Below are 3,129 nucleotides of genomic sequence, written 5' to 3'. Positions count from 1 at the left end.
TTGAGCTACCTGCCGAAGGGCCGTTAACGCTCCTCTCATTGTTATGGGAGGGCGTGTTATCCGTAAGATTCAGCGTTTCTAACTCATTACTGCCCCAAAGCCAGATAACGTTGTCGTTAGATGTGCTGATTGAATTGTCATTGTTTCCCCAGTGACACGCCACCCTTTAATTTAATAAGAACCGTCCTTGATGGCTCTACTAAAACATCCTTGTTTTAGAAGGTCACTGGTACAACATTGCCAATCCTAAGTATCCCTCTAACTGTTCGTGCAGCTAAAAAGCTTTTGCCCATTGCAATTTAGCGTTGTCCTCTCTCTATTATAAAAAATACCGATTAAGCATTAGTTTTTTGATGGTTAGAGTGCAAGCTTAGAAACATTTTAAAAGTGTTAATTATTTATCAACGGAAAAAAATTGAATTTAAATTTTTATGGTAGATGCCTGTCACTTTGCGTCATCTACTAACGTTTTTTAGCACCGATTATTTTATACTTATCGCTGATCCAATCGTTGAACAGCTGTGGAATTTCATAAAATGAAACAACGCACCATAATAAAAGCTAATATTTTTAAAGCGCTAGGGCATCCTACTCGATTGTGGATGGTGGAACAACTTGCACAGGGTGAAAAATGTGTTTGTGAGTTTGTTGAAGGTGCCGACGTTGATTTTTCAACAATTTCTAAGCACTTATCCGTTTTGCGCCATGCTGGGATTGTGGATATGGAAAAACGAGGTAAGCAGATTTTTTATCGCCTCACCATGCCCTGCCTCCTGACATCATTACATTGTATTGATGGTTTACTCGAACAACAAATTCAGAAGCAGATCGCATTAATTGATTAGTTTCAGCCTTATCATTTGGTCAAATGGCAAAATAACAAAGTAACCAAATTAGGAGCAATCATGGATATTAAAATTCTCGGTACGGGCTGCACAAAGTGTCAAAAATTGGCTGAGGCTACGAACGCTGCTGCGCAGGCTCTCAACCTTGATTACCAACTAACTAAAGTGACTGATATTGAACAAATTATGTCCTACAACGTGATGTCGACACCGGCGTTGGTGGTCGACGAGCAAATAAAGCTGACGGGACGGCTTGCCAGTGTTGATGAGCTCATGACCTTGCTTAAAGCCCATGCAGCGTAATGTATTAAGGAGTCGACATGAACGCTAAAAAAATTGTCCGCTACCTGCTGCTCACTGTGGTTTGTATTGGCTTAGGGTTGGTTGGGTATCAGCAATTTGACACGATCACCACTGCTAATACAGACAATGCGGATATCGCTGCCAGCGTGTCACCTCAATTAAAAAATGGGCTGAATGTTTATTATTTTCATGGTAATCAGCGCTGTACAACTTGTGTTCGTATGGAAAAATTTACCCAGTCTACTGTGATGAATCAGTTTTTCAAGCAAGTGCGCGATGGTGAAATGCAGTTAAATTTGGTGAATGTCGATTTGCCTGAAAACCAGCATTACATTGATGATTATCAGTTGGTATTTCGTACCGTGGTGATTGCTAACACCCACAACGGTGTAGACACTGATTGGCGACGGTTAGACCGTGTGTGGGAGCTGGCCAATAACGAGCAGGCATTCAGCCAATATTTGACTGAAGAGATTAATGCCATGGTTAATCAAACTAAGGCTAATCAAGCCTTAGTGGCGCCATCAGCCAAGGTGCCCAGTCATGGATGAGTGGGCAGTCATGCTGCTATCGGCTTTTTGGTTTGGTATCTTAACTTCTATCAGTCCGTGCCCATTAGCAACTAATGTGGCAGCTATCTCCTATATAAGTAAAGGGATACAGTCACCATATCGTGTGTTTGGTACTGGGCTTGCCTATACGATTGGGCGCATGCTGAGCTACTTAGTTCTGGGTGTGATCTTAGTGGGCAGTTTGCTCTCAAGCGTCACAGTGTCAGTGTTACTACAAAAATACATGAACCTGTTGCTTGGGCCTATCCTGATCTTAGTGGGCATGTTTTTATTGGAACTATTGACATTGGATCTCCCTGGCAATGGGGCACTAATCGAAAAGATAAAGGCTAAAATTAATCCGCAGGGATATATCGGAGCTTTGCTTCTGGGGGTGTTATTTGCGTTATCATTTTGCCCTACTTCAGCCGCACTTTTCTTTGGTTCGCTGCTGCCACTTGCACTAGAGTCACAATCAAGTATTACCCTACCAGCGATTTATGGGTTAGCCACTGGTCTACCGGTTTTAGTCTTTGCGATCCTATTAGGGATTAGCGCCAATCGCGTTGCGAAAGCTTATAACCACATATTGGCGTTTGAGCACTGGGCCAGAAAAATCACTGGCGTGGTATTTATCATCATTGGTGGCTATTACGCTTGGGTGAATATTTTCAGTCCATATATTGGCAAAAATTAAAGGCTATAACTGTATTGCATGTTTGTAAATCAGGCCTCGAGGTAGAGATTACCCGAGGCCTGAGCTTGTTTTGAAAATCTAACTATTTTTTTACTCTCTGCCCATTGGTATCAATAACCACTTCACCGTCTTCCTTGGTAAAAGCACCTAATTGGGGATTTGGCAAAATATCTAAAACACTTTCTGATGGACGGCACAGGCGCGTGCCTAATGGCGTAACGACGATGGGGCGATTAATTAGGATCGGGTACTCGAGCATAAAATCGATTAATTCACAGTCGCTAAACTTATCTTCGCTTAAGCCTAATGTAGCAAATGGCTCGACATTTTGCCGCAGTAAACTGCGCACCGAAATACCCATCTCCGTAATCAGTTGCCACAGCGTTTGGCGATTTGGCGGCGTTTCAAGATAGAGAATAACGGTCGGCTCAACCCCAGTATTGCGAATAAGGCCTAAGGTGTTGCGTGATGTACCGCAGGCTGGATTGTGATAAATCTTAATACGGCTGTGTTTTTCAAGGTGGTTGTCAGTGTCCATAGCATGTCTCTTATAAATAATCGCTTATGAATTTATCCATTGGCGGATGATTGAGTGCCTATGGGCATAAATTTAGAAGGATAGTCGCAGCGCCAGTGCTGCTAGGGTGACAAATAGCACAGGTAGCGTCATCACTATGCCGACGCGGAAATAATAACCCCAGGTAATATTAATATTTTTCTGCGCCAGTACATG

At 42.7% G+C, this 3,129-nt stretch carries 6 protein-coding genes; 4 read left to right on the top strand and 2 right to left on the bottom strand.

The window, feature by feature from the left end:
* Window positions 1-536 precede the first annotated feature (536 nt).
* From ACRCZA_RS09930 to ACRCZA_RS09915, 4 genes are read left to right on the top strand one after another with little or no spacing between them, the layout of a single operon-like run.
* Complete coding sequence (locus tag ACRCZA_RS09930) at window positions 537-845, top strand: ArsR/SmtB family transcription factor (RefSeq protein ID WP_438674281.1); 309 nt, start codon at window positions 537-539, stop codon at window positions 843-845.
* A 60-nt stretch (window positions 846-905) separates the two neighbouring features.
* Window positions 906-1,148 carry a thioredoxin family protein gene (locus ACRCZA_RS09925; protein ID WP_438674280.1) on the top strand — a complete coding sequence of 81 codons (243 nt, stop codon included), beginning with the start codon at window positions 906-908 and terminating at the stop codon, window positions 1,146-1,148.
* Between the two features lie 17 nt (window positions 1,149-1,165).
* The gene (locus tag ACRCZA_RS09920; protein WP_438674279.1) at window positions 1,166-1,699 is read left to right on the top strand and encodes a nitrophenyl compound nitroreductase subunit ArsF family protein; all 534 of its coding nucleotides are present in this window, start codon (window positions 1,166-1,168) and stop codon (window positions 1,697-1,699) included.
* Window positions 1,692-2,396, top strand: a complete 705-nt coding sequence (locus tag ACRCZA_RS09915; RefSeq protein WP_438674278.1) for an aromatic aminobenezylarsenical efflux permease ArsG family transporter — start codon at window positions 1,692-1,694, stop codon at window positions 2,394-2,396. The genes ACRCZA_RS09920 and ACRCZA_RS09915 overlap by 8 nt, the downstream gene beginning before the upstream one ends.
* An 82-nt stretch (window positions 2,397-2,478) precedes the next feature.
* Here the strand turns inward: ACRCZA_RS09915 and arsC are convergent, their stop codons facing one another.
* Window positions 2,479-2,934: an arsenate reductase (glutaredoxin) gene (arsC, locus tag ACRCZA_RS09910; protein ID WP_438674277.1), complete on the bottom strand. Its 456-nt coding sequence runs from the start codon at window positions 2,932-2,934 to the stop codon at window positions 2,479-2,481.
* Window positions 2,935-3,006: 72 nt separating this feature from the next.
* Window positions 3,007-3,129 (bottom strand): ArsB/NhaD family transporter (locus ACRCZA_RS09905; protein ID WP_438674282.1); only part of this gene is annotated, 123 nt, incomplete at its 5' end.

Source organism: Shewanella sp., assembly GCF_051658185.1.
Taxonomy (GTDB): domain Bacteria; phylum Pseudomonadota; class Gammaproteobacteria; order Enterobacterales; family Shewanellaceae; genus Shewanella.
This window is presented reverse-complemented; position numbering and strand designations above follow the sequence as displayed.